Origin of the sequence: Lysinibacillus sp. NPDC093692, from assembly GCF_050280125.1 — a bacterium.
GTDB lineage: Bacteria > Bacillota > Bacilli > Bacillales_A > Planococcaceae > Lysinibacillus.
On sequence record NZ_JBNNUW010000001.1, the window covers coordinates 560,597 to 586,114 of the forward strand.

Annotated in this window: 27 protein-coding genes; 21 read left to right on the forward strand and 6 right to left on the reverse strand. The window is 37.8% G+C overall.

Going from position 1 to position 25,518, the window contains the following annotated elements; genetic code table 11:
- Positions 1 to 16: 16 nt before the first annotated feature.
- Entirely contained in the window at positions 17 to 382 is a 366-nt protein-coding gene (locus tag ACQKN4_RS02475; protein WP_079559742.1) for a YugN family protein, read from the reverse strand.
- Between the two features lie 148 nt (positions 383 to 530).
- Here ACQKN4_RS02475 and ACQKN4_RS02480 point away from each other — a divergent pair, with 148 nt between their 5' ends.
- Complete coding sequence (locus ACQKN4_RS02480) at positions 531 to 1,652, forward strand: CAP domain-containing protein (RefSeq protein ID WP_079559743.1); 1,122 nt, start codon at positions 531 to 533, stop codon at positions 1,650 to 1,652.
- A gap of 274 nt (positions 1,653 to 1,926) precedes the next feature.
- Positions 1,927 to 3,402, forward strand: coding sequence for a UDP-N-acetylmuramoyl-L-alanyl-D-glutamate--2,6-diaminopimelate ligase (locus ACQKN4_RS02485; protein ID WP_427482086.1), 1,476 nt, complete (start codon positions 1,927 to 1,929; stop codon positions 3,400 to 3,402).
- On the opposite strand, the gene ACQKN4_RS02490 is transcribed toward ACQKN4_RS02485, so the two are convergent.
- Entirely contained in the window at positions 3,383 to 3,883 is a 501-nt protein-coding gene (locus tag ACQKN4_RS02490) for a PaaI family thioesterase (protein ID WP_079559745.1), read from the reverse strand. The genes ACQKN4_RS02485 and ACQKN4_RS02490 overlap by 20 nt on opposite strands.
- Before the next feature lie 87 nt (positions 3,884 to 3,970).
- Here ACQKN4_RS02490 and ACQKN4_RS02495 point away from each other — a divergent pair, with 87 nt between their 5' ends.
- From ACQKN4_RS02495 to ACQKN4_RS02505, 3 genes are all read left to right on the forward strand, one after another.
- Positions 3,971 to 4,417: a YlbF family regulator gene (locus tag ACQKN4_RS02495; RefSeq protein ID WP_079559746.1), complete on the forward strand. Its 447-nt coding sequence runs from the start codon at positions 3,971 to 3,973 to the stop codon at positions 4,415 to 4,417.
- 179 nt (positions 4,418 to 4,596) lie between these two features.
- Positions 4,597 to 5,649, forward strand: a complete 1,053-nt coding sequence (locus tag ACQKN4_RS02500) for a tartrate dehydrogenase (RefSeq protein WP_427482087.1) — start codon at positions 4,597 to 4,599, stop codon at positions 5,647 to 5,649.
- 536 nt (positions 5,650 to 6,185) lie between these two features.
- A complete protein-coding gene (locus tag ACQKN4_RS02505; RefSeq protein ID WP_079559748.1) occupies positions 6,186 to 6,641 on the forward strand; it encodes a DinB family protein in 456 nt (151 codons plus the stop codon).
- A 77-nt stretch (positions 6,642 to 6,718) separates the two neighbouring features.
- On the opposite strand, the gene ACQKN4_RS02510 is transcribed toward ACQKN4_RS02505, so the two are convergent.
- On the reverse strand, positions 6,719 to 7,618 hold the full coding sequence (locus ACQKN4_RS02510) for a glycerophosphodiester phosphodiesterase (RefSeq protein WP_079559749.1): 900 nt from the start codon (positions 7,616 to 7,618) through the stop codon (positions 6,719 to 6,721).
- 251 nt (positions 7,619 to 7,869) lie between these two features.
- On the opposite strand from ACQKN4_RS02510, the gene ACQKN4_RS02515 reads away from it, so the two are divergent.
- Positions 7,870 to 8,142, forward strand: coding sequence for a YlbG family protein (locus ACQKN4_RS02515; protein WP_079559750.1), 273 nt, complete (start codon positions 7,870 to 7,872; stop codon positions 8,140 to 8,142).
- 2 nt (positions 8,143 to 8,144) lie between these two features.
- Here ACQKN4_RS02515 and ACQKN4_RS02520 read toward each other — a convergent pair whose 3' ends face one another.
- Positions 8,145 to 8,534, reverse strand: coding sequence for a DUF7147 family protein (locus tag ACQKN4_RS02520; protein ID WP_079559751.1), 390 nt, complete (start codon positions 8,532 to 8,534; stop codon positions 8,145 to 8,147).
- Between the two features lie 56 nt (positions 8,535 to 8,590).
- Between ACQKN4_RS02520 and ACQKN4_RS02525 the strand changes: the two genes are divergently transcribed.
- The 3 genes from ACQKN4_RS02525 to coaD all read left to right on the forward strand — a co-directional run bounded on the left by ACQKN4_RS02525 (position 8,591) and on the right by coaD (position 11,427).
- The gene (locus ACQKN4_RS02525; RefSeq protein ID WP_079559752.1) at positions 8,591 to 10,018 is read left to right on the forward strand and encodes an RNA polymerase II; all 1,428 of its coding nucleotides are present in this window, start codon (positions 8,591 to 8,593) and stop codon (positions 10,016 to 10,018) included.
- A gap of 239 nt (positions 10,019 to 10,257) precedes the next feature.
- Positions 10,258 to 10,809, forward strand: a complete 552-nt coding sequence (gene rsmD, locus ACQKN4_RS02530; RefSeq protein WP_079559753.1) for a 16S rRNA (guanine(966)-N(2))-methyltransferase RsmD — start codon at positions 10,258 to 10,260, stop codon at positions 10,807 to 10,809.
- Between the two features lie 102 nt (positions 10,810 to 10,911).
- Entirely contained in the window at positions 10,912 to 11,427 is a 516-nt protein-coding gene (gene coaD, locus ACQKN4_RS02535; RefSeq protein WP_170938874.1) for a pantetheine-phosphate adenylyltransferase, read from the forward strand.
- A 98-nt stretch (positions 11,428 to 11,525) separates the two neighbouring features.
- Here the strand turns inward: coaD and ACQKN4_RS02540 are convergent, their stop codons facing one another.
- Positions 11,526 to 12,479, reverse strand: a complete 954-nt coding sequence (locus ACQKN4_RS02540) for a hypothetical protein (RefSeq protein WP_427482091.1) — start codon at positions 12,477 to 12,479, stop codon at positions 11,526 to 11,528.
- Positions 12,480 to 12,543: 64 nt separating this feature from the next.
- Here ACQKN4_RS02540 and ACQKN4_RS02545 point away from each other — a divergent pair, with 64 nt between their 5' ends.
- Positions 12,544 to 13,590, forward strand: coding sequence for a SepM family pheromone-processing serine protease (locus ACQKN4_RS02545; RefSeq protein ID WP_427482093.1), 1,047 nt, complete (start codon positions 12,544 to 12,546; stop codon positions 13,588 to 13,590).
- Between the two features lie 264 nt (positions 13,591 to 13,854).
- Here the strand turns inward: ACQKN4_RS02545 and ACQKN4_RS02550 are convergent, their stop codons facing one another.
- Positions 13,855 to 15,066 (reverse strand): nucleotidyltransferase, encoded by a 1,212-nt coding sequence (locus ACQKN4_RS02550; protein WP_079559756.1) that lies wholly within the window; start codon positions 15,064 to 15,066, stop codon positions 13,855 to 13,857.
- 196 nt (positions 15,067 to 15,262) lie between these two features.
- Here ACQKN4_RS02550 and ACQKN4_RS02555 point away from each other — a divergent pair, with 196 nt between their 5' ends.
- The 11 genes from ACQKN4_RS02555 to ACQKN4_RS02605 all read left to right on the forward strand — a co-directional run bounded on the left by ACQKN4_RS02555 (position 15,263) and on the right by ACQKN4_RS02605 (position 25,478).
- Positions 15,263 to 15,796 (forward strand): YceD family protein, encoded by a 534-nt coding sequence (locus ACQKN4_RS02555; protein WP_079559757.1) that lies wholly within the window; start codon positions 15,263 to 15,265, stop codon positions 15,794 to 15,796.
- Positions 15,797 to 15,820: 24 nt separating this feature from the next.
- Positions 15,821 to 15,994 carry a 50S ribosomal protein L32 gene (gene rpmF, locus ACQKN4_RS02560; RefSeq protein WP_010858320.1) on the forward strand — a complete coding sequence of 58 codons (174 nt, stop codon included), beginning with the start codon at positions 15,821 to 15,823 and terminating at the stop codon, positions 15,992 to 15,994.
- A 163-nt stretch (positions 15,995 to 16,157) separates the two neighbouring features.
- A complete protein-coding gene (locus ACQKN4_RS02565) occupies positions 16,158 to 16,925 on the forward strand; it encodes an enoyl-CoA hydratase/isomerase family protein (RefSeq protein ID WP_079559758.1) in 768 nt (255 codons plus the stop codon).
- 110 nt (positions 16,926 to 17,035) lie between these two features.
- Positions 17,036 to 17,413 carry a transcriptional regulator gene (locus ACQKN4_RS02570; protein ID WP_079559759.1) on the forward strand — a complete coding sequence of 126 codons (378 nt, stop codon included), beginning with the start codon at positions 17,036 to 17,038 and terminating at the stop codon, positions 17,411 to 17,413.
- Positions 17,414 to 18,085: 672 nt separating this feature from the next.
- Positions 18,086 to 18,988, forward strand: a complete 903-nt coding sequence (locus tag ACQKN4_RS02575) for a ketopantoate reductase family protein (protein ID WP_079559760.1) — start codon at positions 18,086 to 18,088, stop codon at positions 18,986 to 18,988.
- A complete protein-coding gene (locus tag ACQKN4_RS02580) occupies positions 18,985 to 19,380 on the forward strand; it encodes a DUF3397 domain-containing protein (protein WP_079559761.1) in 396 nt (131 codons plus the stop codon). The genes ACQKN4_RS02575 and ACQKN4_RS02580 overlap by 4 nt, the downstream gene beginning before the upstream one ends.
- A 220-nt stretch (positions 19,381 to 19,600) precedes the next feature.
- Positions 19,601 to 21,217 (forward strand): bacillithiol biosynthesis cysteine-adding enzyme BshC, encoded by a 1,617-nt coding sequence (gene bshC / locus ACQKN4_RS02585; protein WP_427482097.1) that lies wholly within the window; start codon positions 19,601 to 19,603, stop codon positions 21,215 to 21,217.
- A 252-nt stretch (positions 21,218 to 21,469) separates the two neighbouring features.
- Positions 21,470 to 21,901 (forward strand): division/cell wall cluster transcriptional repressor MraZ, encoded by a 432-nt coding sequence (gene mraZ / locus ACQKN4_RS02590; RefSeq protein ID WP_079559763.1) that lies wholly within the window; start codon positions 21,470 to 21,472, stop codon positions 21,899 to 21,901.
- A gap of 59 nt (positions 21,902 to 21,960) precedes the next feature.
- Positions 21,961 to 22,911: a 16S rRNA (cytosine(1402)-N(4))-methyltransferase RsmH gene (gene rsmH, locus ACQKN4_RS02595; protein ID WP_079559764.1), complete on the forward strand. Its 951-nt coding sequence runs from the start codon at positions 21,961 to 21,963 to the stop codon at positions 22,909 to 22,911.
- The gene (ftsL2, locus tag ACQKN4_RS02600) at positions 22,912 to 23,280 is read left to right on the forward strand and encodes a cell division protein FtsL (RefSeq protein ID WP_079559765.1); all 369 of its coding nucleotides are present in this window, start codon (positions 22,912 to 22,914) and stop codon (positions 23,278 to 23,280) included.
- Positions 23,277 to 25,478 carry a penicillin-binding transpeptidase domain-containing protein gene (locus tag ACQKN4_RS02605; RefSeq protein WP_079559766.1) on the forward strand — a complete coding sequence of 734 codons (2,202 nt, stop codon included), beginning with the start codon at positions 23,277 to 23,279 and terminating at the stop codon, positions 25,476 to 25,478. Before ftsL2 ends, ACQKN4_RS02605 begins: the two co-directional genes overlap by 4 nt.
- Positions 25,479 to 25,518: the final 40 nt, after the last annotated feature.

The following is a 25,518-nucleotide window of genomic DNA, read 5'->3' on the forward strand; positions in this document are numbered from 1 at the left end:
AAATAACTATCTAAAATTACGCACGAATTTCAAAAGCTTGTAAGTCTAATTTAACCTTTTTTAAGATTTCTTCACATTTTTTTACAAGATGAGCTGGATAAACTTCATCATCACCATACTCAACACCGTGTGGATAGTAGTACTTACCAAGTACTGGTTTCATTAATGTTAAGATTGCATCGTGTGCACCAACATCACCTGATTTAGCATATGAGAATACACGTAGGTAATAACGTCCCTCACGAGTATCGAAACGCTTATCAAATGTCATACGTTCGTAGTCCCAGCCGCCATCACATTCTAAACCGTTTTTTTTCATGACGCTTACAATAAGTTCTTGATCAGCTGTTAAATTTTCAAGGTTAGTATTTTCAAAATACATCTCTAATCCTCCTTTAGGTTCTCGTACAAAGTATACGCTCATTTTTATAATAGAGCATATTCGACATTGTTGCAATGACAACATTGTGTCAACACAACTACAATTGATATAATAGTTTTAGAATAATCGTGATAAGAAGGAGTCATGTATGAAAGCTTTATTTCGCATTTTTATGGCATGTGCTGCAATTGCGTTGATTGGCTTTATGTTTTTTAATACACCACGTGAAAACGAGCCGCTAAAAGGCCCGAATGCCAATTCAAATATCATTCCCAAAACCGAGTTAACGCAACCTGAAATGGGGGCAATGCCACGTCCGGAAAGCGGGATGTCGACATTAATCGGGAAAGAAATAAAGGCAGTTTCAGATAAATATGGTGAACCAGTGCGAAAGGAACCATCGTCCTTTGGCTATGATTGGTGGATCTACAATGCAAGTCCTTCCAAATTTTTTATGGTAGGCGTTGAAAATAATGTGGTGACACAAGTTTATCTAGCTGGTGAAGATTTAGATGCTTCTCCTTTTAAGGTTGGTCAGAAGCGTGATGATATATACCGAATGACTATCATTGATTACGAAGTAACCGCGAATGTTGGTAAAAATATTTTCTCTTTCTCGATGAGTGAAGAAGATATGCAGACACGGTTGCTTGTAAAATTCGATGGGCTGTTTGCACAACTCTATCTCGATAGAGAAACGAGTGAGCTACAAGGCATACGCTTTACTAATAGTAAAACTCTTGTTCTTCATCAACCTTATGAAATGACTTATCAAGGCGAGCTAGTTATACCAACACCACCTTCTTCCTTTTTACAGAAGGAAATTAATGAAGCAAGTGCTGCGCAACTTGACGATTTAATAAATGTAGCAAGAGTTCAACATGATTTATCTCCATTAAATATTGATGAATCAATAGAAGAAGTTGCAAATATGCATAGTGAAGATATGAAGGTTCAAAATTTCGTTGGTCATGAATCACCAACAAATGGAGATTTAAAAAAGAGATTAGAAACACAGGGTATCGAATATAGTGAGGCAAATGAAAATCTTGCGACTGATTATTTTGATGCTATCGAAGCAATGCATGGCTGGCTTAATTCATCTGAGCACCGAAAAATCATTTTAAATGATTTATATACTACAGTGGGATCTGGAGTCTTTTTAAACTATTATACGCAAATATTGTTAGAATCTTCTTCACAGGAGCTGGATAGTGAGAATAAAGACTCTGAGGAACCAGTAGAAAATATTGATGAATCATCACCTTGAAGAGAAACTTAACCTGTGGAGTTTTTCTTCACCTCACTGATTAGTAGTTTTCAATAATCAAGCGTTTACGGGAAGTGAATCTTGTTCCGCTTTCGGTACATCTAAAATGCTGGAATATATAGAAATCAAAGACTGAAAATACACTTGGCAAAATCAAGTGTATCTTCAGTCTTTTCAGTTAGACGAAAAAGAGAAGCACAATAACCAACTACAATTTTCGTCACACCATTATATACGCCGTCATATGCTAGAGAACCGAAAGGGGGAATGAAGCTTGCAATTAGCTGAGCTATTAAAAGACTGGCCGTGTAGTGTAACTGGAGGATCTATTCGTACAAATATTACAGGCGTTGAGGATTATGCTCAGGCAGTAAAACCTGGGGATATTTTCATTGTACGTAAAGGTAAGAAAACATCGGGAAGTCGTTTTGTAAAAGAAGCATTAGCTCGGGGAGCTGCCGCTATAGTATCAGAGGAAAGTATTTCAATACCTATTACTGATCAAAGTATTCCTTTTGTTTGGGTTCCGAATACATCCTTATTTTTATCGTATGCGAGTGCAAAGCTTTCAGCCTTTCCAGCGGAAGCATTAACAGTCATTGCGGTTACGGGTACGAATGGTAAAACAACAGTGAGTCATTTTGTGAGCCAATTGCTAAGAGCTCTACATAAAAACGTCGCGGTTATTGGAACTGTAGGATTTTTCATCAATGAACAGAAACAACAAACAGTGCATGAGCAATTAACTACATTACAGGCAAAAGAGTTGCATCCGATTTTAAAGCAATGTGTACGAAATGGTGTTACACATGTTGTTTTAGAAGCTTCGTCAATGGGGTTACAGCAACATAGGCTTGATCATTGTGATATCGATTGTGGTGTTTTTTTAAATTTAACGGAGGACCATTTAGAAGATCATGGAGGACTTGAAGCGTATAAGCGGGCGAAAAAAAGGTTGGCAGATTTGTCAAAAAAGCTTGTGCTAAATGGGGATGATAATTTTTGCCGTTCCGTTGGTATTTATGATAAGAAAAAATCCTGCTCATTCGGGTTTGATAATCATAATGATTTACATATCCAAATTGTTAGTGAATCAATTGGAAAAACGGTGCTTTGTTTACAAACGTCCTCGAGCGAACATATCGTGGAAATTCCTTTTAACGGAAAATATCATGTGCAAAATGCTGTAGCTGCGTTAATGACTTTATGGCGGCTAGGTTTTTCAATTGAAGATCTAGCGGAGCATATGTGGTTGTTAAGGCTACCAGAAGGAAGGCTTGAGAAAATAGACAATCCATTTGGGGTTGACGTGTATGTAGATTATGCTCATACGGCCGAGGCATTACAGGCTGTTTTGCAAACTTTGGATCGTTCTAAAAACCTTTACCTTGTATTTAGCTGTGGGGGGAATCGAGATAAGGCGAAACGTTTTGCGATGGGAGCGGTAGCTAGTAAGTATGCGGATGTCATTTTTTTAACAACGGATAATCCACGTGATGAGGACCCTATTTTAATTAATGAAAGTATTATTGCTGGTTTTACTGAGCAGCAATATTATGAAATCTATTTAGATCGAAAAGTTGCTATTCATCAAGCGCTAGCAAAGGCAGAAAAAGGCGATATTGTACTTGTTGCCGGAAAAGGGCATGAACAAACCCAACAAATAAAAAATCAAAAATTCCCTTTTTCCGATCAACAATGTATTCGAGATTACTTTTTAAATCTTATGTCTAAGGACGGCGTTGAATAACAAAGAAAGATCCAGTCGCAATAGCAAGTCTTCGTCCAGTCTCATCCTCGATATCGCATTCCATCACAAGTGTCTGGCGCCCTTTATGGACGAAACGCCCACGAGCGATTAGTTCCTTGTTCGTTGTTGTAGCAATATAAGAGATATTCATATTTGTTGTGACAACATTAAAGCCTTCTGGCACTGAACGCGAAGCAAGTCCGCCCATTGCTGCATCTGCAATTGTTGCAATAATCCCACCGTGTGGTACCTTAATAGTATTATGGATAACAGGTGTAATGGGAATACGAACTTCACTAACTTCGGATTCAAATTTGCCTACCATATGTAAGGCAGCATTAATATAACGTCGATGAATACCTTGTTGTTTATCGCGAAGTCCAGACAATAAATGTAGTAAGACTTCCTCATCTTCAGGCGTGCTATGTTGTAAAATCTCTGCAAGTAATTGTTCTATTTGTTCTTTAGATGATGGTACCAATTTAAAAACTCCTCCATTTAAAAATATCAATAATGTAAAATTACCATAAAATCTGTTATGATGGAAAAGAGATTGGGGGAATTAAAAATGATGATGACCTCTGACTGGGCAATCATTTTGGATGAGGCCGATGCGCTTTGTGAGATGATTCTTTCCTCTGAGCCTGCGAAAGCGCTGCAACAAGCTTATGATGATGTGTATAGCGACGTCCAAATAGTGGAAGCTATTTACGCTTTCAATCGCATGAAAGAGCAGTACGAAGATGTACAACGTTTCGGAAAATATCATCCGGATTATCATACAATTATGAAATCGATTCGTCAGCAAAAGCGCGCACTCGATTTAAATGAAAAGGTTTCGGCATTGAAACTTGCTGAGAACGATTTTCAAGATTTGCTTGACCAAATAAGCTTACTTATAGGAAAAACTGTTTCTGAAGCGGTAAAAGTTCCTGTAAGTAATCCGTTCTTTGCATCAGGTTCTTCATGTGGTGGAGGATGTGGCTCAGGCGGTTCATGCTCATGCTCTGCTTAACACAAGGTAATGCTTTTTAATAGACTATATACAAAACTCGATTGAGTTTGTATATAGTTTTTTTATTACTATATTATGTTGTAGCGACAGCAACATACATCAGGATGAAATTGCTGAATAAAAATAAAAATTGTATAGTAATTGAATAGGTGATAGAGAAAGTAAAGGAGGATAAATGGATGAAGACTTATCGAATTGCCGTTATACCAGGAGATGGGATTGGTAAAGAGGTTGTACCTGCGGCGATAGAAGTGCTTAATAAAGCTGCTCAACTAGATGGCAGCTTTCAGTTTGAATGGACAACATTCCCATGGGGGTGTGATTATTATTTAGAGACAGGTAAAATGATGCCTGATAATGGTATTGAAATTTTAAAAGGTTATGATCAAATCTTTTTAGGTGCCGTAGGTATGCCCGATTTAGTACCAGATCACATTTCATTATGGGGACTACTTATTAAAATCCGCCGTGAGATGAAACAATCTATTAATGTGCGTCCGGCAAAGCTACTTCAAGGTTTGCCTTCACCTTTACGTAACCCAAATGGCTTTGATTTTGTAGTTGTACGTGAAAACTCAGAAGGAGAGTATGCTGAGAGTGGTGGCAGAATACATAGTGGACAAGATGAAGTTGCTATCCAAAATGCTATTTTCACGAGGAAGGGAACAGAGCGGGCAATGCGATATGCATTTGAAATGGCGAAAACTCGACGCCAGCATGTTACAAGTGCCACAAAATCTAACGGAATTACGTATAGTATGCCTTTTTGGGATGAAGTATTTGCAGAAGTAGGTAAAGATTATGAGGACATAGGCCAAGTATCTAATCATATTGATGCTTTAGCTGCTTTTTTAGTGATGAAGCCAGAAAACTTTGATGTAATTGTTGCATCGAATTTATTTGGGGATATTTTAACCGACTTAGGTGGTGCAATTATGGGCAGCATCGGAATTGCGCCAGCTGCAAATTTAAATATAGAACGACAATATCCATCCATGTTTGAACCAGTTCATGGCTCAGCTCCTGATATTGCAGGACTAGGAATCGCAAATCCGCTTGGACAAATTTGGACAGGAAAAATGATGCTTGATTTCTTAGGCTATCATGAGGTTGGTACAAAAGTGCTGAATGCGATGGAAGCAACATTAGCGCAAGGTGTTAAAACAGGTGATTTGGGAGGAAAAGCAACATTACGTGATGTAACGGATGCGGTATTACATCATTTACAATGAAGTGAAATTTAAAAAGTCATGACCAAAAGTAGTGGGGGACATTTGTTAAAACGTATGCCATTCATCCTCATTCCGTAAAAACTCTTACTTTTGAGGGGGGATAAGTTGATCTCCGTTACGACTGGGCGGCTCCTCGGGGATTAGCAATAGAGGAACAAAGGCTAAAAGCATCACATCCTGTGATAACGCCTTCGTGACCAACATCCTGCTGCTGCCGCTACGCTAGCACTACGCTTTCGCGCAAAAAACATCTGTTGGCCCAAGCGGCTCATCGGACGCCCCCAGGAAGCTCTGCTCTGCGCGAAAGCGAAACGACAGCAACAACGAATGTTTTCTGTGCGAAAGCGAGGCGACAGCAACAACAAATGTTTTATCTGTGCGAAAGCGAAGCGACAGCAACAAAGCGCCCAGTCGGAACGGAGATTAACCACACGTTATGGTAATGATAGAACTTTAAACAGTGGGGTTTTCATCAGTTCGACTGTTTATTGATCTTTGCTAAAACTTACTAAAAAATCTAAGGGGTGTAGGGTCACATGATCAAGTTTTTTCAGTATAACTGGCAAGTAAGAGACGAATGGTTCGAGTGGTGTAATCAGCTAAGTATAGAGGAATTATTGAAAAAGCGAAGTGGTGGAGTAGGTAGTATTCTATATACACTATTTCATATTATTGAAGTTGAATATAGCTGGATTCGCGGCATTATGGGAGAAAGAGACATAATATTCGATTTTGATGAATATAGAACGCTTGAAAAAGTAAAAAATCTCTCAATTGAATTACAAGAAGAAATTATTGAATTTTTGAAGCATAATGAAAATTTAAGCGATGAAATCGTAAAGGTTTCTTGGGATACAAATACTTATACAAAAAATGATATTTTACACCATACTATTGCACATGAAATTCATCATATAGGGCAGCTTTCTGTGTGGGCGAGACAATTAAATTTATCCCCGGTACCTGCTAATTTTATAAGAAGAAAATATTAAAAGGTAAGGGCTATAACAAGTAGCCCTTACCCATCAATGTGTTAACCTAATGGAACTTAAGCTCCATTCCATGGTTCTTATTTTTGTAGTAATTCCACAGCAATATCAGGTCGATCTGTAACAATACCTTTTGCACCATTGTGAATTAATTTATTCATTGTTGGAGCGTCATTGATCGTCCAATAATGAACAGGGATATTTAAATTGCTTAAAAACTGGATAAACTTCGGAGAATCTAAGTTAATTACTCCTGATTTAGGTGGTATTTGGAATACATCTACCTTTGGATGATATAAATGTCCGAACTGGCTTGAGAAAGAAGCGAATGCTTTACGAACATCTGATTCGCCTGCACCTAGTGCTACTTGATTTTGAGCATATAAATTAAAGCGATCGATCTGTTCGCCGTAGAAGCTTGTAACAACTACTCGATTCTCAGCACCAAGCTCTTCAATTAAACGCCATAGTTTAGATGGCATTAAACTTCCTTCATACGTATCTGGCGCATCTTTAATATCAATATTTACTAACACGTTTGGATAAGATTCTAGAAGTTCGCGTAAAGTTACAACGTCTATTTTTTCATCTCGATAAGGAAATTCCCCATCCAAATCTTCAAATTGATAACCGTGGTTTAATGCATTTATTTCTGCTAAAGTCATGTCTGCAACAAGTCCATAGCCATCTGTCGTACGATCAACAGTATCATCATGGAAAACGATAATTTCCTCATCTTTAGTTAAGCGAATATCTATTTCAAAGCCCTGAACACCTAACTGCATGGCTTTTTCAAAAGCAGGTATTGTATGCTCAGGTGCTAAATGAGCACCGCCACGATGTGCGAGAATAATTGGGTGATCAAATTGTAATGCTTGTTTACCTTCTCGTTGTTGAGGTTTAGAAATAGCTTTACTACCTGCCCAAGCCGCTGCACTTGCCGCTGCGATTGCAAGCGCAATCTTTGTTTTCTTACCCATATTCGTCCTCCTTAACAATTAAATTAATATAAATAGTACTGACAATTTCACTTTTAAATTTTCAGTGAGCAAACAAAAAATTATAACTTAAACTAGTGCTCTATTAACTTGCATAAGTGAATGTAAAAATCTTAGTCAACGTTGTATGCTTTTCCATTATAACGGAAAATCAAGCGTTCTGTCAGCTAAACTCTGTTGCTATCATTTTCCGGTCTATGGTATTCTTTTATGTAAGAAATGAGGGGAATACTATGAACGAACGCCAAGGACTAATCGTTTACGTCCATCAATTAAAACATGCGAAGTCTCTTCGAAAATATGGTCATGTTCTTTATATTTCTCGGAGGCAAAAATATGTAGTTCTTTATTGCGAGCGAGAGGAAATTGAATCAATGTCAACAAAACTACAACGCCTTCCATTTGTGAAAGACGTTGTAAAGTCTTATCGTCCATTTGTTAAAACTGAATTTGAAAATGCGAAACCAGATAAAGCGAAAGAATATGACTATAAAGCGGGTCTATAATACTATGTTAAAGCCGGTATATAGTGATGAAGTCTCATTATTCCGATTAAGTATTGATAAAATAGTTTTGATTCCGAAAATATAGAAGAGTGCTTTATTTCTACAACAACCGCTTTTCTATCTAGTCGTTTAATACTTTCTTCAAACATTTTTTGTCGCTGTGAAGGCTGCTCTTCATTATAAGGGATGCCTTCTCGACAAATATAAATCGGCATGAATTTACTTTCACCGACTGGTTTTAAAGCGATTGCTAAAGAAGCAAACTTTTTTTGTTCTTTAGTGGATGTTAGTATAAAAGCTTGGTGGAAGCGATCTTGATTGGTTTTTACTATTTCAAGTAGCTCATAAACATCACCATAGCCTTCACCTAATTCTATAAATTGTTGTGGCATAAAAATTGCACATCCTTTCCAATACACATAGTATCATGCTGCGGGAGGTCAAGCACATGAAATTTGCAATGAGTTTTTTTTCCATTCTAGCACTAATCATTACCGGAACATTATTTTTTCAGTACCATGCCTATTCATCTGATTTAGAAGCAGGCAATGGCGAATTCCGTTATTCACAGGAGATAGAAATTGTCTATCGAGAAAATAGCTTGGATATTCGTCAACATTTTAAAAACTTACCAAACCAAAATGTGAAAATAAAGTGGCCGGAAAATGCAGTGAACCCTAGTTGCTTTATCGATAACGAAAAAAGCTGTGAGCGTTTATCAGAAGAAGTCTCTTATTTTAAAAAAGGAGAGACTAAATCACAATCTGTTTCATACATAATTCCGATTGAGGGTGGCTTAAAAGATAAAATGCTCATCCAAAATGCTTTTGCCACATTAACGAATGGTGAAGCATCTTATTCCGTAGTACATATTTCAACCGATAGTAAAATTGTTGGTCAGTGGATCACGGGATTGCCTTTAGTAGGTCAGCAAAAGCTATCACTTGTTAACTATACAATGTTTAGTGGAGATGGTACAGTTCGTGATATTTATTGGCAAACAGGTAATTTAAAAGCACAAGAGCAAAATTCTGTGTTATCTATTTATGCACGAGGAACTATTTCGAAGGATCTCTTGAAGTCACTGGAAAACATTAAGTTTTTGAATGATCAACACATTGCTATTATTCAAGAAAAAAATCCGGTGAAAGTTCATGATGACCGACTTTTATTTATGCCTGAGCTAACTGAACAAGCAGTTGCACAGGAAGTTATACTGTCACAAATAAAGTCACAATATAAGTTTAAAGATTCACCAACATGGTTGCCAGAAGTTGTGGCATCCTATTTAGTGAAGGATACGATTGGTTCCGATAAAGCAAAGAAAATTGTGAAGACGTTAAAAGAATATATGACAGCAGATCAAGAGTCAGCATGGCAAGAATCTTTGGATAAGCTTGGGGAAGAACCGATTTCTCCTGCATTAATGGACGATCTTTTATCAAAGGTATTAAATGCAAAAACGTCTTATTTTAAGTTGAATGCAGCCCAAGTAAACGGGACATATCCTCTTTTATTTGAGGATGATCGAAATGTTTACGTGAATGATGTTTTGAGAAAAGATGTTCATGTGATTCTTTCTGAAGGACAAGTATTGTATACTGCTGATACATTGTTACCGTATCTAGGATATACGGTTGGTGAAGGGAAAAATGGATATTATATCAATAGTGATAATCGCACCTTCCGATTTCCGAAAGAGCCTGGATTTTATGTATTTAATCAACGTAGATATTCTACAATTTCAGAACCAATTATACAAATTGCCAATCATTATTATGTTGAAGAAGCTTGGCTACAGCGATTATTTTTAGTAGAATTACAAAAAAGTGATGGTCGTATTAATATTAAGATGTTAACACAAGAGGAAGAATAAATTTTTGCAGCGGAGGTTCGTCTTTCGCTGCAAAAATACTTTTAACTTCTTTAAAGTGGGTGCCAAACACTCGCTGAATCGAAAGCGAAGCGACAGCAACAATGTTTTGACTGTGCGAAAGCGAAGCGACAGCAACAATATTTTGACTGTGCGAAAGCAAAGCGACAGCAACAATAAGTAATAACAATTACGCCAAGGTGAAATTGTTATATGGAATAAGAAAGTACGGTGATTTGCCTATGAGAGTTGTAGCAGGAGAACGTAAAGGAATGCCGTTAAAGGCGATTGTAGGGAACACGACGAGACCTACAACTGATAAAGTTAAGGAATCCATCTTTAATATTATTGGTCCATTCTTTGATGGAGGTATAGCGCTTGATTTATTTGCAGGGAGCGGTGGCTTAGGGATCGAATCTTTAAGTAGAGGAGTTGAGCACGCCGTTTTTATTGAAAAGGATGCAAAGGCGTTCCAAGTGCTACAGGAAAATATAAAGAAATGTCGTTACGAGGATTGTTCTGAGCTATTTCGTATAGATGCGAAGCGTGCTGTGAAAGCGCTATTAAAACGTGATATTTCGTTTAAATTAGCATTTTTAGACCCTCCATATCACCACAAAGAATATTATGACTTAGTGCAGATTCTTGTCGACAATGATAAAATCCAACCTGATGGCGTAATTTTATGTGAGCATGCAAAAGAAGTAGAATTACCACAGAGGTTTGGTGATTTTGTATTAAAAAGACAAGAAATATATGGCGGAACGATTATATCCGTTTATCTTCATTCGTAGGGTATCCCAATACCTGCTGAATAGAGGAACTCGGGCTAAGAACTTCATCCTGTGAAAACGCAAGAGTGGCCACGTCATGCAGCCAAGGTGAAATGGATCGTTATGCAAAAGAAAGAGGGGAATAGATTGTCAGAGAAAATTGCTGTAGTTCCTGGGAGTTTTGATCCGGTGACATATGGTCACTTAGATATTATTAAACGAGCGGCAGATGTATTTGACACAGTTTATGTTGCTGTATTAAATAATTCATCCAAGCAGCCATTATTTTCAGTAGAAGAGCGTATGGCATTAATGGCTGAAGTGACTAAAACATTGCCTAATGTACGTATTGAAAGTTCATCTGGACTATTAATAGACTATGCCAAGGAAAAAAAAGCAAAAGCGATTGTCCGTGGTTTACGAGCTGTTTCGGATTTTGAATACGAAATGCAAATTACTTCGATGAACCGTTTTCTTGATAAAAACATTGAAACGTTTTTCATCATGACAAAAAATCAATATTCATTCTTGAGCTCAAGCATTGTCAAAGAGGTTGCGAAATACGGTAGTGATGTAACCGAGCTTGTTCCTGCTTGTGTTGTAGAAGCTTTGAAAGAAAAGTATGGTTTTAATAAATAAAAGAAACAAAGAGGATGTCTTATTTTTAAGACATCCTTATTTTAGTTTGAGGAGCAATTTGTTTCCTACGTATAATGTTGAACCATGCAGATGATTATTTATTTTAAGAAAAAAAGAGCATAAATAGTAGGTACAATGATTATGCTAAGTAGGCGGAATTTTATATAGGGTCGAACAGACAGCTTGGCTGATTTTGCAATGACGAAAATTTGTAAGTGAATGCTTATACTTTGCATGGTCAACAACATAACAACAAGTAATGGCAAATACGAAAGATTTGGAAAAGCTGAGACGGTCATTTTAAGACCGTTTGTAACTTCAAGAATTGCGGCTATGGAAAGCTCCGCTGCATAGGGAAGTTTAGGTAGCAGTGAATCTAAGCCTTGTTGGACAATCGTCTGGATGGTAGTGAAAAAAATTATCGTCGTTCCAACTAATAGTATTGTCGGGGCTGTTTCTTTTATGCTTTCAGAGAATGGTGCTGTATTCAAAGCTGTATTGTGTATTGAGATGCTAGGAGGATCTGTTTTACGAAATAAAAAGTAACCAGTTAGTAAGCAGCAAATATTAAAACTATGTAGTAAACATAAAAACAACCATCCGAACGTATTACTGTGTAGTAAATCAAGGCTTACAAAGCCTAGCACAAAAAGAGGGCTTGGTGCATGACATACGGCTAATAAAAAATTTGCTTCTTTAGCGTGTAATTGCCCACTGTTTTTTAAGTAAACAATGGTTGTTGCTCCAGACGGATATCCTCCAAGTGCACTAATAATGTAGGCTTGTACGTATAAAGAAGCTCTTTTTGTTTTTGTGCGCATAGGAGCCGTTAAACGGAGAAGCCATTGCGTTAAAATAAGATAAGGTAATAAATACGGGAATAGAGCATCCATAAAAAGGTTTAAACCTAAATCAGTACCTGTATGAGCTGTTTGTGGGAATAACAAGAGTAATAGAATAAGAACTATGCAAATCGCTATTTGAATTGTCGCGTACATGTTATCATCTCGTTTCAACTTTTTGTCATTCACATAGGCAAATGCTAAAATCAATATATGTAAAAAAGGCAAAAAAATGAACGTAAGGTTTTGCAAGCGTCCTAGGAGGTTTTTTCTTATGAAGAAAAAAATTAGTATTTATGCAATGTTATTAGTCGTGATTTGTTTTTTAATGTTATACCGATTAGACGCTTATATTATGAAGCCTGGAAGTGCTTATGATGTCAGTGAATTTGTTAACGTTGAAAATAGCCACACGAATGATAAAGGTTCCATGAGTTTAATGACGGTGGCTATGCAGCAAGCTACGCCTTTTTCGTATCTTTGGGCAAAAACTCAAAAATACCAAAAATTAATGGATATTACCCAAGTTCGAAATCCGTTAGAGGATGAAGAAGAATATAATGTTCGACAGCTTAAATTAATGACTGATTCTCAATTTAATGCAAAATATGTAGCTTTTCAAAGAGCTGGCCTTCAAACAAAAATTCTTTTTAACGGTGTTTTTGTATTAAATGTCCTTGAGGGCGGTGCTTCGGAAAATTTATTAAAAGCTGGTGATGAGATTATTGAAGTTGATGGACAAAAAATTAGAAATCAACAAATGCTTGTAGATCTTTTAAAGCCGAAGCAGCTTGGAGGGAAAGTGACAATTCAATTTATACGTAATAAAAAAGAACAAGAGGTAACGATAACATTAAAGGAAATCCCTAGATCAGAAGAAACAAGGGCTGGTTTAGGTATTACTTATGCTGAAAGTAAATCTATTGAAACAAATCCAAATGTGTCTATGAAAACTGAGGATATTGGAGGTCCTTCTGCTGGACTAATGTTTACTTTAGAAATTTTAGACCAACTTCTCGAAGAAGATTTAACGAAGGGCTATGCTATAGCTGGGACAGGGGAGATGCTGGTTGACGGCACTGTTGGAAGAATTGGTGGGATAGACTATAAAGTCATTGCTGCTGATCGTGATGGTATGGATATCTTTTTCGCGCCAGATGATGAAATTACTCCAGAAATGAAAGCCAAATATCCTGAACTAGAATCTAATTATGCAACAGCAGTAAAGGTAGCAAAAGAAATAAAAACAAAAATGAAAATAGTTCCGGTTAAAACTGTGGATGATGCAATCGAATATTTAAAACAGTTACAGCCGAAATAAGAAACAAAAAAGGTGCTAGAAGAATCTCTGGCATCTTTTTATTGTGTTGAAAATCTTTGTAAATAAAAGTAAACCGCTGCACGTAGATAAAATATTTTACTTTCGTACAGAAAATATTTATTTATGGCTCTTCACCAAAGCGAGTAGCCAGGAATGGAAATCACCCTCATTTAAAGCGGTGCGACATTCCTGAACAATTTTTTTAACAACATAAAAAGATGCTAGAGGAATTTCTGGCATCTTTTTATTGTGATCTCGTATTACTTAAAAACGAATGGGTGGTGTTTGATAATCTTTAGGTAAACTTTCCCCTTTTGATCTTTGCTCTATACTTAAATTGTATACCTCTGCTGCATGGATATCTACAGCGAGCATAGCATCATCTATAGCTGCAACACGACTGATTAATGGTAAAGGTATGTCTTTTTTATGCATGCCCAAATACGCTTGTCCCTGCTTACTCATACCAAGTAAACGTATACTAGAAGGCGCATCAAAGCTTTGCAATTGTTCCTTTGTAAATCCAGTATAAATATGCGTGAGCATACGTTGAAGTCGTGTCCAAGTATAGCGTTTAGATTTAATTTTCTCCATAAAGCTACCGAAAGAATGACTCGTTTTCGCTGCTTTAATAAGTGCATTCTCAATGCCTTCTGTTACCTCGGCATAGCGCGTCAGTTCACTAGGTGTGTGCCGAATAAGTGTAAACTGTAATAATGGCCAAAAAGTTTCCCAACTTGCAAATTCACCATATTTTTCTTGCCAATCCGCTAAATGAACGAATGATGCTTTAGGTAGAAACTCTTGCACATTTTGTAGAGCGCTTGTTGTTGCTAGTGCCTTGCGTATTCCTGTGGCGCTAGCAATGGATGCACCTTCTTGTATAGCGTCATGATAACCTGCAACGATGCGAGGGATCGTTAAAGGTTTAATGTTACTACCTAAAGTTTTGGCAGCCTCAATGTAGTGAAAACCGAGTATATTGTTCGGTTGACCTAAATCAATGTATGCAGCAGGGAACTTTTGAGAAAGCTGTTCATAGGCGTAATGTAGACTTTTAGGATAGCTTGCACCCGTTTTAAGGCTTTCTTTAATAAGAGCGTTATATTCAGTGCGGTGATTATTAATGAGCTGAAACGTATTCATAAAGGGTTGTATGGAGCCATCTTCGCTTCCGAAAGCAAAAGAATCGCAACCAATTCCAGAAAGTAAGGAAATGGCTCCTTTTGCGAAATCAGTTGCAGGTGCGGTACTATATACGTAAGGTAGTTCAATGACAATATCGACACCACCTGCGAGAGCCATTTTTGTGCGTGTCCATTTATCGACCATGGCTGGTTCACCACGTTGCAAAAAATCCCCGCTCATGACAGCGATGACAATATCCGCCTGTGCTACTTTCTTCGCCTGTTCCAAATGATAGGCATGTCCATTGTGAAAAGGATTGTATTCAACAACTATTCCAACTGCTTGCAAATGTAAGCCCCCTTTATCTATATCATTTGCTTCTCGTTCTAAGGAGCATTTTTGCTTATAAAGAACGGTTTGGAGCAAATACACATTTAATAATATATAATTATAGGTGGGTTTTATTGTGGTGACAAGAAATTATCTTGACATCTATTTTTACACATTATATAATCAACAGTGTTGTCTCGAGGTGATTAAACGAATGAAATGGTCAATTCATCAATTATCTAAATACCGCCAAAACGGGATGCCAATCGATGCCTATGTCCAGTTGGACGAGGTGATGGAGCGAAACCAGGATATTCGAGCAATTTCGCCCGTTCATGTAAAAGGGCTATGTACTTTCGGTGCATCGCAAATGACATGTCAGCTAACAGTGACAGCGACGTTAACACTTCCATGTGCACGCACGTGGGAAGATGTTGAGTTTCCTATCGAAGTTGATACAGTTGAAATTTTCAGCTGGGTTGACGAAGAAAATCGTGGGGAAGATGGCGGAGATATTCACTACATAGTTGGTGAAGTAATCGACATGAAGCCGGTTCTTGAGGAGTTAGTGCTTCTTGAAGTACCTATGCAAGTGTTCAAGGAGAATACCGAAGGGCAAGTGCATAGTGGTAAAAACTGGTCTTACGCAACAGATGAAGACGTTCAGCTACACAAAAAAGCTGACGAAAAAAAAGTGGATCCAAGACTGGCTGATTTAGCTAAGTATTTTGATCAAACAGACGAATAGACGATCTGTAAGGAGGTGCCATCAATGGCTGTACCATTTAGAAGAACTTCTAAAACTGCAAAAAGAAAGCGTCGTACGCATTTCAAACTATCTGTACCTGGTATGGTAGCTTGCCCAAACTGTGGTGAAGCAAAATTATCACACCGTGTTTGCAAAGCTTGCGGACAATACAAAGGTAAAGAAGTAGTAAGCAAATAATTCAGTGTTTGCTCACGTCAAAGGCTAGTAAAGAGACCATGGCTCTTTACTAGCCTTTTTGTTGACTAGAAAAGACGGAATCTTTCGGCAATAATGAAAAGATATATAGTACTATAATAATTGTATGATACAATTTATCCATCGGGACAAAGGGGGAAATGGTATGGCATATATAATTGATAACAAAGATGGTATTATGACGTTTACGATTAATCGGGAAGAAAAAAGGAATGCGGTTAATGATGAGGTTATGGATGGGCTTCAAGAAGTTATTACATATATTCGACATCATGATGATGTCCGTTTTTTAGTCGTGACGGGTGCGGGAGATAAATCATTTTGCTCAGGGGGCGATTTATCTGAATTTCATTCGCTTGAAACGGAGGATGAGGCGTTCGGGATGTTGAGTAAGATGGGCAAAATATTATACGACCTTGCGACTTTGCCTGTGCCGACGATTGCGTTAATTAATGGAACAGCGGTTGGTGGAGGTTGTGAGATTGCAACAGCTTGCGATTTTCGTCTAGTGGCAAGTCATGCGAAATGTGGTTTTATACAGGGGACATTAGCAATTACGAGCGGCTGGGGAGGCGGTACATACTTATTCGAACGTGGATTACGCCATGACCGTGCAATGAAGATGCTAGTCGATGCGAAGCCTTATCCAGCAGAATTACTATATGAAATTGGTTGGGCAATGCGCGTTTTCGAGGGTTCGAAAGAAGAGGCGTTGAATGATTTTATCGAACATATGCGTAAAATTCACCCTTCTGTTCATAAGGCTTATAAAGAAATTGAGCTTCGAAAGTGGCGTGAGCGTAATATGTATGAACGTGTTATGGAGGAAGTTCGTACATGTGCGAAATTGTGGGAAAGCGAAGCTCACCACGAGGCAGTTGCTAATTTCCTAGCAAAGAAAAACAATAAATAATGTATAACGGCAGTGATTATAATAAAACATAATCATTGTCTTTTTTATTTCGATGATTCTATTTTGCTCGCCCATGCATATAGTAGTAAAAAATGCGAGGGTGATAGATTATGGAATTGAAAAAAAGAAAAGATCAATGGACAAAGGAAGACGATGAAAGATTAGCAGAAATCGTGTTGCATAATGTGCAAAATGGCAAAACACAGCTAGAGGCTTTTGAAATGGCTGCTAATGAACTAGGTCGTACAAAACAGGCATGTGGTTTCCGTTGGAATAAAACATTACGTAGTCAATATAGTCAGTCGCTACTAGCTGTGCGAAATCAGCCGCAACAATCTATGCGAAGTCATTTGAAATTGGCATTAACAAGTTTCGATGAATTAACAGAGGCCTATCAAAGTCTCGAAATAAGACACCGTGAATTACAAAATGATCATGAAAAACTAGTGAAATGGTTACAGCAAGGATATTCTTTAATGAAAGATTAAAATAAGGAAGCAGATGAGGGTTACAAGTGCGGTAGAGTAAGTTACTTAGAAAGAATATAAGTTAGATTAAAACATAATGCTGCGCTAAGTGAATTTATAGGTAATAATTTATCTGTACCGAATGCGAAGCGCCAGGTACAAATCACACACCTTGAAATGTAACGAAAGTTATGAAGTTAGGTGTGAGAGTAACTGCCTGTAAAAGTCCGATTGGTGAAGGCTAATGATTAGTGGGAAAAACCCGCTGATTAAAGTTTCGCTTTATATATTGTCGTAAACACTTAGCCAATCTTGTATAATAAAAGAACCTGCATGGGAGGTGCCTTAGGAATCATTCTAAGGCACCTCCTTCTGTAGAGTGGGGTAAAATGGATTGTATAATGATGGATGGTAGTGTCTGCCAAACATTCGCTGAAATAAGGTGAAGCATCGGTGGATGTCACGGAATCGAAATGGAGTTATTAGGGGATGTTAGTATCGCATCCATGCGAAACGGCTGACTGACCTGCATCGGTAAAAACGCCACATCCTGTGGCATTACCTAAATGACCGATATCGTGTTGGCTCTCAAGTAGGCCTGAGCGCAAAGTCGATTTCGGACGCAATTATGCTGAGAGAGGGCGTTCTCTTATGTTTGATCGTTCGTTGTAAATGTAGGAGGTGTGATGTATTGTGGGTGTAACGATTATTGGTGCCGGGGCAGTAGGGCAATTAACGGCAAGTTTTATAGCTGAGTCTGGTATATCTGTAACGTTGGTTGCGAGAAGGCAGGAACAGGTAGATGAACTTCATGCAAAGTATTTAACACGAGTGAATGTTGATGGAACGAAAACTGTACAAAAAGTTGCTTCAACTACGAAATTAGAGGAACTACCGCGACAAGATTTAATTGTAATTGCTGTTAAATACGGTCAATTACAAGAGCTATACAAACAATTATCTGCATTACCGAGTACGGTACCGTTGTTGTTTATGCAAAATGGATTGGCGCACTTTAACGAGGCACTACGTTTGCCGCAAAAGAATATTGCTTTTTGTTCTGTAACATTTGGTGCTCAATTGATCAATCAGACAACTGTGCAACATAGAGGTGTAGGTGCTTGTAAAATTGCAATAGAGCGAGGGGATAGTAATGCGTTTGCCGATTTGTTACAGCTAAGAAATTCCTTATATCCAGTTGAACTAGTTGCTAATGCGGAACAAATGTTATTTGAGAAAGCTGTATTCAACTGCTTAATTAATCCATTAACGGCTATACTGCAACTGAAGAATGGAGAGTTAGTTACGAATAAGCAAGCGTTTCTATTAATGCAAACTCTTTATCGAGAATTTACGGGAGCTTTTGAAGGCATAGAACAAACTATACCTTTTTTCAAGGTGATAGACTTATGTGAACAAACAGCAAGTAATACATCCTCTATGCTAGCGGATCGGGTGCAAGGAAGGAAAAGCGAAATTGACACGATTGCAGGAGTAATACTAGAAAAAGCTCTAGCGAATGGTCACGATTTGCCAACTTTACGTACTTTATATCACCAAGTACTTGCGATAGAGGAGAGCGGTGAAAGACGTTGAAAGATTTTTTACATATTATGATAAGTGTCATTATTTTTTGTCCATTCCTCCTTTTTATGATTGTCTATTTATTTGGTCGAAAGGTTAAAATTCGAGGCACTCATGCTTTTGGAGTAGCATCGGACGTGACAACATTGTGTTTGTATTTTTCAGTACCGCTAGCAATTAGTGTGCTGTGGAATGTCGATGTTAGCGCACTATTAGTTACATTGACGGTAGTGATGGCAATAATTTTTACATATATTGATTGGCGAACAAAAAAGGAAATTGAAGTAAAACCGCTACTTAGGAAAATTTGGCGCTTTCAATTTTTAGTACTAAGTACGGCGTATATTGTTATTTGTTTAGTAGGTGTTATACGATCTGTTATAGAATATTTACAGGCAGTCTAAGCATTTTCTTTTCATGTTGAAGCCATAAGCGTTAAAATAATAGCATTATAAATTGTTTTTTTAAGTAATAACTCTAGATGTGCAAAAATGAAGTGAAATTCCAAAGTACTTAAACGTTTGAGGTTTGTTGAAAATTGTACCTTAACTTTTTTCTGGGAGTTTATTTTATTTTGCTTATTAAAGAGTAAGAAGATGATTTAGGTAGAGGAGTTTGTGTTAAATGAAACTGGAGTCAATCCAAGTACCCATAAAAAATCGTTTGCTAGCAGATTATTGGTCACCGAATACTGCCATCCATGAGTTTTTTGAATACGAATATAACGATAAATCTTTTGAGAAACGTGCGCAATATCTAGATCAGCAGGCGTATGATCAAAAAGAATTAACAACCATCATACGTCAATTTATGGAGCCTCTTGGTATTTCGAAGAAAGCGAATGAACATTTGCAACAACTAGAGCAAGGAGCTGTTACGGTTGTTGGTGGGCAACAAGCAGGTATCTTAACAGGCCCTCTTTACTCGGTGCATAAGGCGATTTCGGTTATAGCATTAGCGAAAGAGCAAAGTGTAAAGCTACAGCGACCAGTTGTTCCTGTTTTTTGGATAGCTGGAGAAGATCATGATTTAGAGGAAATTAACCATACGTATACAGTGCATGGTGTAGATATTAAAAAACGTGCATACAGTGAACGCTCAAGACGTAAAACAATGGCTTCTGAAACAAGAATAAACAAAGAATCCATGACACAATTAATAAATACTATTGTGAAGGATATGGGTGAAACAGAATTCACTGAAATGCTTATTAAACAATTAGTAGATACTCTAAATAAGAGTGAAACGTTTACGGACTTCTTTGCGCAACTTATGAACCACTTGTTTAAAGATGAAGGTTTATTGATGATAGATGCAGCGGACTTTAAATTCCGTCAATATGAGAGTGGGAATTTTACCCGTATCATTCATAAAAATGAAGAAATTGCTAGAGTGGTAACGGAGAGGGAAGCGGAGCTTGAACGTGCAGGTTATGGCCAGCCTATTTTGGCAACAAACGAAGCGGCCAATTTATTTTATGTAGAAGATGAAGAGCGTCTTCTTTTAGAAAGAAAAAATCAGCATTTTGTCAATCTAGCTGCAAATATCAAACTATCTCGTGAAGAAGTTTTAAAAATTGCTGAAGAACACCCTGAGCAGTTAAGTAATAACGTTGTGACGCGTCCGTTAATGCAGGAAATGACATTGCCTGTGCTAGCATTTGTTGGTGGACCAGGGGAGCTTGCCTACTGGGCGACATTGAAGGATGCATTTTCTGTATTAGGCTTACAAATGCCGATTTTTGCTCCACGCCTTCATATTACACTTGTTACACGTCACGTAGAACAACTTTTACGTGAATATCGTTTAACTGTTGCTGAAGTTTGGGATGGTAAAGTATTGCAACTTAAAGAGCAGTATATTGCTGACGTACAGGACACTGAAGCGAAGCGTCAAATTCAAACGATGCAACGAGACCTTTTAGAAAAATATGATGCACTTCAACTTTATTTAGAAGAACAACAGCTATTATTAGATAAAATACTTGAGAAAAATAAAGAGAATCACCTAAAGCAATTTGAGTATTTACAGCAAAAGGTTGAACAAACTGTTCTTAACAAGCATGAAACGACGATCCGAAAATTTATGACGTTACAAAATGAGCTGTATCCAAATGAGGGATTCCAGGAAAGAACTTATAGTCCGTATCAATATTTTAATGAGTTTGGACCTATGTTAATTACTGAAATGTTGAAACAAAATTATAGCGTTGGCAATCACCACTATATAATTTATTTATAATCCAATATTTGTATCTATATACCTAATTAACAATTTGATACAATGTGAATTTGATGGATAATGTCGATATAAATAGTAAATAGAGAGCTATCCTACTAAGGGTAGCTCTTTTTTTGAGTCATTTAGCATAGTTTCAATAATTTGTTAAAGGCCTAATCACACATTAATTGTTAAAATGTCAAGTTTTTTTTAAAAAAAGTGGAGGAAAGTGGGGGGATGTGGTACATTATTTAATAAAGTGGGGTGAATAGCATGTTCATGGGAGAATATCAACACTCTGTTGATGCAAAAGGACGATTAATCGTGCCCGCAAAATTTCGTGAAGCCTTAGGTGAAACGTTTGTTGTAACACGCGGACTTGATAATTGTTTATTTGGCTATCCTATGGATGAATGGCGAAAACTCGAAGAAAAATTAAAGGGCTTACCGATGACCAAAAAAGATACACGTGCATTTGCAAGGTTTTTCTTTTCTGGAGCAACGGAAGTAGAGATAGACAAGCAGGGGCGCATTAACATTCCTTCAACTCTAATGCAGCATGCACATCTTGTGAAAGAATGTGTCGTGTTAGGAGTTTCGAATCGGATTGAAGTATGGGCGAAAGATGCTTGGGAGACTTACTTTAGTGAGTCGGAGCAATCCTTTAATGAAATTGCAGAAAATATGATTGGCTTTGATTTTTAACTTTTTTAGACACTTAAGTGTCAGCTAGATGAAGTTAAGGCCTGAAGGGAGCGAGTGGTATGTTCGATCATACAACCGTGTTATTAAGAGAAACAGTTGATGGGTTGAACATCGATCCTGATGGTGTGTATGTGGACTGTACGTTAGGTGGAGCAGGACACAGTGAATATTTAGTACAACAATTATCTGAAAAAGGTCGTTTAATTTGCTTTGATCAAGATATGACAGCTATTAACAATGCAAAAATTCGATTGGCGCCATATATTGAACGTGTGACATTTGTTCATTCGAATTTCCGCTATTTAAAAGAAGAGCTATTGGCGATTGGTATTGAGCAAGTTGATGGTGTTTTATATGATTTAGGCGTATCTTCGCCACAGCTTGATACACCAGAACGAGGCTTTAGTTATCACCACGATGCACCTTTAGATATGCGCATGGATCAAACGGCATCCCTTACAGCATTTCACGTCGTAAATGAATGGGCATATGAAGATTTAGTACGTATATTTTTCCGTTATGGGGAAGAGAAATTTTCAAAACAAGTTGCTCGTAAAATCGAAGAGGCACGTAAGGCAGCACCGATTGAATCAACTGGCCAACTTGTAGAACTTATTAAAGAGGGTATTCCAGCAGCGGCACGCCGTAAAGGTGGACATCCAGCGAAGCGCATATTCCAGGCAATACGAATTGCTGTTAACGATGAGCTAGGCGCAGCAGAGGATTCATTAGTCGATGCGATTGATATGATAAACGTAGGTGGACGCATTAGTGTCATTACGTTCCATTCATTGGAGGACCGCCTATGCAAGACTATTTTTAAGGAAGCGTCATCATTACCGGAATTACCACCGAATTTACCAGTAATTCCTGATAACATGAAGCCAACTTTAAAGCTTATCTCGAGAAAGCCGATCGTTCCTTCTGATGAAGAACTAGCTGTAAACAATCGCGCCCGCTCAGCAAAGCTTAGAGTGGTAGAGAAAATTAACGACAAAGGGAGTGAGTAAATGGCAGCAGTTCGTGTAAGGCAGCACCAGCAACAGCAAGTGCAACAACCAATAACACCCCCTAGCCCACAACCCACTATCAAACGTCGTAAAAAATCGAACCAGAAGTTTGAAAAAACAATGCTAATTGCTTTAGTTAGCATTATCGCTGTAATGTCAGTACTAGTGTTAAATAAGCAAGCAGCCATTCAGACAACCAGCATGGACATTCAAAAAATCGAAACTGAAGCAGAAGAGATTACTAAACAGAATGTTGACTTGACAGTTCATGTAAGTGAGCTGTCTACATTCGACAACATATGGAACAAAGCTAAAGAACTCGGTTTAACTCAAAATGAGAAAAATGTAAAGGTAGTGCCGGGAGAATGAAAAAAAAGAGATTTCGATTCCAATGGGGAGCCTTTCTATTATTTATTTTTTATGGAGGGCTCTTTTTTCTATTGTTCACGAGAATGGTGACGTTACAAGCGACAGGTGAAGTGAAAGGTCAAGAGCTTGCGGCAAAGGCAGCTGCAAAATATAGCAAAGAAAGTGTAATAACAGCAAATCGGGGAAAAATTTTTGATGCAAAAGGACAAATTATTGCGGAGGATACACTTAGTTATCGACTAATCGCAATTGTCAATAAAGAGGCCACGACGAATTCAAAAAAACCTCGACATGTAGTAGATCCAGATAAAACTGCAAAAATATTAGCAGAATATATCCCTATGGACGAAAAAAAAATCTATCAACAGCTTACTAGAGTAAAAGATGATGGCGAAAAGCCTTATCAAGTTGAATTTGGCGGTGCGGGACGTGGATTAAGTCATGAGACGATGAGTAAAATTAAAGAAGAAAATTTACCAGGGATTTTATTTGTAAATGATTTAAAACGTTATTATCCAAATGGTATCTTTGCCTCACACTTAATTGGTTTCGCACTAAAAGAGGAAAATAAGGATGGTACGCTTACAACAAAAGGGAAAATGGGTTTGGAGCTTACCTACAACAAAGAACTAACTGGAAAAGACGGTAAGGTAGAATATGAGACAGATGCTTTCAGTTATTTATTACCGAATAGCGAAAAAATGGTGACGCCTGCCGAAAATGGTGATGACATTTATTTAACACTTGATAAAACAATTCAAAGCTTTTTAGAGGAAAAGATGACAGAGGTTGAAAAGGAATATAACCCTGAAGCGATGACAGCTATTATTGCGCGTCCAAAAACCGGGGAAATCTTAGCGATGTCACAGCGACCTACGTTTAATCCTGATACACGTGAAGGCGATAATATGAAGTGGCTGAACGAGGCTATTGAAGAGACTATAGAACCAGGCTCGACGATGAAAACGTTCACACTCGCTTCTGCTATTGATACAGGGGCTTGGGATCCAAATGCTTACTATCCATCAGGTCAATACAGAGTCCATGATCGTGTAATTAAAGACTACAATAAAGTTGGTTGGGGGTATATTACTTATTTACAAGGCTTCCAACGTTCATCCAATACTGCAATGGCACACTTATTAAAGCTAATTGGTGAGGAAGAATTTTTTGAATATTTAGATCGATTTGGTTTTGGTAAAAAAACAGGTATTGATTTACCGAATGAAGCATCAGGAAAACTTTTATCGAATTACCCAGTGGAACGAGTGACAACAACGTTCGGTCAAGGTTCTACGGTAACGCCGATTCAATTAATTCAAGCATTGACAGCGATTGCGAATGACGGGAAAATGATGCAACCGTATGTGATTGATCGTATTGTTGACCCTTCGACAGGAAAAACGATTAAAAAGCATGAGCCGGTTGTAAAGGGAAAACCAGTTTCAGCCGACACAGCGAAACAAGTAAAAGAAATCCTTGCCTCTACGTTAACAGCTGAGAAAGGTTCGGCGACGGATTTTGTTCTTGATGAATATGAAGTTGCAGGGAAAACAGGTACTGCCCAAATTCCTTTAGGAAATGGTAGGTATTCATGGGGATCAAATGAATTTCTATATTCTTTCTTAGGGATGGCTCCTGTAGATGACCCTCAGCTCATTATGTATGTCTCCATAAAAAGGCCAAAGTTAAAAGGTGAAGCTGGTTCTATACCAGTTTCGAAAGTATTTAATCCTGTTATGTTAAATAGTTTAAAGTATTTAAATGTTAACCCGGAAGATGTAAAGCAAGTTGATGATACTAAGATACAAGATTACACAGGTCAAAGTGCTGAAGCTATACAAGTAGAGCTTCAGAATGATGGTCTGCAGCCAATTATTGTTGGTGGTGGCGGTAAAATTATTGACCAATATCCTAAAGGTCCACAGAAACTTGTGAAAGGTAATTTTGTGTTTTTAAAGACAGCAGGCGATGTAGTACTTCCGGACTTCACTAACTGGTCGTTGCGTAATGTACTTGCTTTTAAGGCATTGGCAGAGTTAGAACTTGAAGTCGTTGGGGAGGGCTTTGTAGCTAGTCAGAGCATTTCGGCAGGTACTGTAATTTCAGATCGTTCACCGATTGTCGTGAAGCTGAAAACGCCAGCTGAAAGCTTTATCAAAGATGTAGAGGCCCCAACTGAGGGTGAAACGGAATAAAGACTGAATAGAAGCCCACTTTATTTCATACGTTGTAAAA

What these genes read in the sequence shown, in the direction of transcription:
- ACQKN4_RS02475 (WP_079559742.1), bottom strand. Translation starts at nt 382, where the DNA reads ATGTATTTTGAAAATACTAACCTTGAAAATTTAACAGCTGATCAAGAA.
- ACQKN4_RS02480 (WP_079559743.1), top strand. Translation starts at nt 531, where the DNA reads ATGAAAGCTTTATTTCGCATTTTTATGGCATGTGCTGCAATTGCGTTG.
- ACQKN4_RS02495 (WP_079559746.1), top strand. Translation starts at nt 3,971, where the DNA reads ATGATGATGACCTCTGACTGGGCAATCATTTTGGATGAGGCCGATGCG.
- ACQKN4_RS02500 (WP_427482087.1), top strand. Translation starts at nt 4,597, where the DNA reads ATGAAGACTTATCGAATTGCCGTTATACCAGGAGATGGGATTGGTAAA.
- ACQKN4_RS02505 (WP_079559748.1), top strand. Translation starts at nt 6,186, where the DNA reads ATGATCAAGTTTTTTCAGTATAACTGGCAAGTAAGAGACGAATGGTTC.
- ACQKN4_RS02510 (WP_079559749.1), bottom strand. Translation starts at nt 7,618, where the DNA reads ATGGGTAAGAAAACAAAGATTGCGCTTGCAATCGCAGCGGCAAGTGCA.
- ACQKN4_RS02515 (WP_079559750.1), top strand. Translation starts at nt 7,870, where the DNA reads ATGAACGAACGCCAAGGACTAATCGTTTACGTCCATCAATTAAAACAT.
- ACQKN4_RS02520 (WP_079559751.1), bottom strand. Translation starts at nt 8,534, where the DNA reads ATGCCACAACAATTTATAGAATTAGGTGAAGGCTATGGTGATGTTTAT.
- ACQKN4_RS02525 (WP_079559752.1), top strand. Translation starts at nt 8,591, where the DNA reads ATGAAATTTGCAATGAGTTTTTTTTCCATTCTAGCACTAATCATTACC.
- rsmD (WP_079559753.1), top strand. Translation starts at nt 10,258, where the DNA reads ATGAGAGTTGTAGCAGGAGAACGTAAAGGAATGCCGTTAAAGGCGATT.
- coaD (WP_170938874.1), top strand. Translation starts at nt 10,912, where the DNA reads ATGCAAAAGAAAGAGGGGAATAGATTGTCAGAGAAAATTGCTGTAGTT.
- ACQKN4_RS02545 (WP_427482093.1), top strand. Translation starts at nt 12,544, where the DNA reads ATGAAGAAAAAAATTAGTATTTATGCAATGTTATTAGTCGTGATTTGT.
- ACQKN4_RS02555 (WP_079559757.1), top strand. Translation starts at nt 15,263, where the DNA reads ATGAAATGGTCAATTCATCAATTATCTAAATACCGCCAAAACGGGATG.
- rpmF (WP_010858320.1), top strand. Translation starts at nt 15,821, where the DNA reads ATGGCTGTACCATTTAGAAGAACTTCTAAAACTGCAAAAAGAAAGCGT.
- ACQKN4_RS02565 (WP_079559758.1), top strand. Translation starts at nt 16,158, where the DNA reads ATGGCATATATAATTGATAACAAAGATGGTATTATGACGTTTACGATT.
- ACQKN4_RS02570 (WP_079559759.1), top strand. Translation starts at nt 17,036, where the DNA reads ATGGAATTGAAAAAAAGAAAAGATCAATGGACAAAGGAAGACGATGAA.
- bshC (WP_427482097.1), top strand. Translation starts at nt 19,601, where the DNA reads ATGAAACTGGAGTCAATCCAAGTACCCATAAAAAATCGTTTGCTAGCA.
- mraZ (WP_079559763.1), top strand. Translation starts at nt 21,470, where the DNA reads ATGTTCATGGGAGAATATCAACACTCTGTTGATGCAAAAGGACGATTA.
- rsmH (WP_079559764.1), top strand. Translation starts at nt 21,961, where the DNA reads ATGTTCGATCATACAACCGTGTTATTAAGAGAAACAGTTGATGGGTTG.
- ftsL2 (WP_079559765.1), top strand. Translation starts at nt 22,912, where the DNA reads ATGGCAGCAGTTCGTGTAAGGCAGCACCAGCAACAGCAAGTGCAACAA.
- ACQKN4_RS02605 (WP_079559766.1), top strand. Translation starts at nt 23,277, where the DNA reads ATGAAAAAAAAGAGATTTCGATTCCAATGGGGAGCCTTTCTATTATTT.